This window comes from Methylobacterium jeotgali (assembly GCF_022179345.1).
GTDB lineage: Bacteria > Pseudomonadota > Alphaproteobacteria > Rhizobiales > Beijerinckiaceae > Methylobacterium > Methylobacterium jeotgali.
The window spans coordinates 1-1,512 of the sequence record NZ_BPQR01000074.1; the positions used below are offsets into that span (position 1 = coordinate 1).

Sequence of the window (1,512 nt, forward strand, 5' to 3'; positions counted from 1 at the left end):
TGTCCGCCGTCAGCGGCCGTGAGACAGAGTGAGGCCCTTCACGAACGGAGGATGACTGGTTCATCGTAGCCCCCAAGGAGCGAAGATGAAGCAGACATCCGGGCCGGCACGGAAGCCGGCAGAGGCGGTGATCAAGGACATCCGCCGCGCCACCCGCCGCCAGTTCTCGGCCGAGGAGAAGATCCGCATCGTGCTGGAGGGCCTGCGCGGCGAGGACAGCATCGCAGAGCTGTGCCGACGCGAAGGCATTGCCACCTCGATGTACTACGGCTGGTCCAAGGAGTTCCTGGAAGCGGGCAAGAAGCGGCTGGCCGGCGACACGGCCCGCGCCGCCACCTCGGACGAGGTCAAGGACCTGCGCCGTGAGGCTCGTGCCCTCAAGGAGGTCGTGGCCGATCTCACCCTGGAAAACCGCCTGCTCAAAAAAAGTATGAGCGGAGCTGGGGAAGACGAGGCATGAGGTACTCGGCTTCTGAGAAGCTGGAGATCATCCGGCTGGTCGAGCAGTCCTCTCTGCCGGTGCGCGCCACCCTGGAGAAACTCGGCATCCCGCGCGCCACATTCTACCGCTGGTACGACGCCTACCAGCAAGGGGGACCCGAGGCCCTGGCCGACCGACCCTCTCGGCCCAGCCGGGTCTGGAACCGCCTGCCCACGGCGATCCGCGAGCAGATCGTCGCCCTCGCGCTCGAGCAGCCGGAGCTCAGCCCACGCGAGCTGGCCGTGCGCTTCACCGACGAGCAGCGCTCCTTCGTCTCGGAAGCCACGGTCTACCGCCTGCTCAAGGCGCACGACCTGATCACCAGCCCAGCCTACATCGTTGTCAAGGCAGCCGACGAGTTCCGTGACAAGACCACGGCCTCCAACCAGCTCTGGCAGACCGACTTCACCTACCTGAAGGTGGTCGGCTGGGGCTGGTACTATCTGTCGACGGTGCTCGACGACTTCTCCCGCTTCATCGTGGCCTGGAAGCTGTGCGCCACGATGCAGGCCAGCGACGTCACTGCCACGCTCGACCTGGCGCTCAGCGCCGCCGGGCTCGATCAGGTGCAGGTGGTGCACCGGCCGCGGCTGCTGACCGACAACGGATCGAGCTACGTCGCGGGTGACCTGGCCGACTGGCTCGGCAGCCGCGGCATGACCCACATCCGCGGTGCTCCCCGCCATCCCCAAACTCAGGGCAAGATCGAGCGCTGGCACCAGACGCTGAAGAACCGCATCCTGCTCGAACACGCCTATCTGCCCGGCGAGTTGGAGGCGCGGGTCGGGGCGTTCGTGGAGCACTACAACCACGTCCGAGCTCATGAGAGCCTGAACAATCTCACGCCGGCCGACGTCTACTTCGGCCGGGGCGAGGCCATCCTGCGCGAGCGGGAGCGGATCAAGCGCCAGACTCTCACCGACCGCCGCTTGCGCCACCACGCGCAGGCTGCCTAACTTCTCAACCCAGGTGGACCAGTGCCTCCGTTCCTGAGGCCCGCAGCCTGTCTCAAATCATCTGACGACGGACAA

At 66.3% G+C, this 1,512-nt stretch carries 1 protein-coding gene; it reads left to right on the forward strand.

What is annotated here, in order from left to right; all coding sequences use genetic code 11:
- Positions 1-85: 85 nt before the first annotated feature.
- A protein-coding gene (locus MFF04_RS18420; protein ID WP_085987083.1) for an IS3 family transposase occupies positions 86-1,437 on the forward strand; the annotation gives its coding sequence in 2 pieces (ribosomal slippage) (positions 86-422 and positions 422-1,437; 1,353 coding nt in all).
- Positions 1,438-1,512 lie beyond the last annotated feature (75 nt).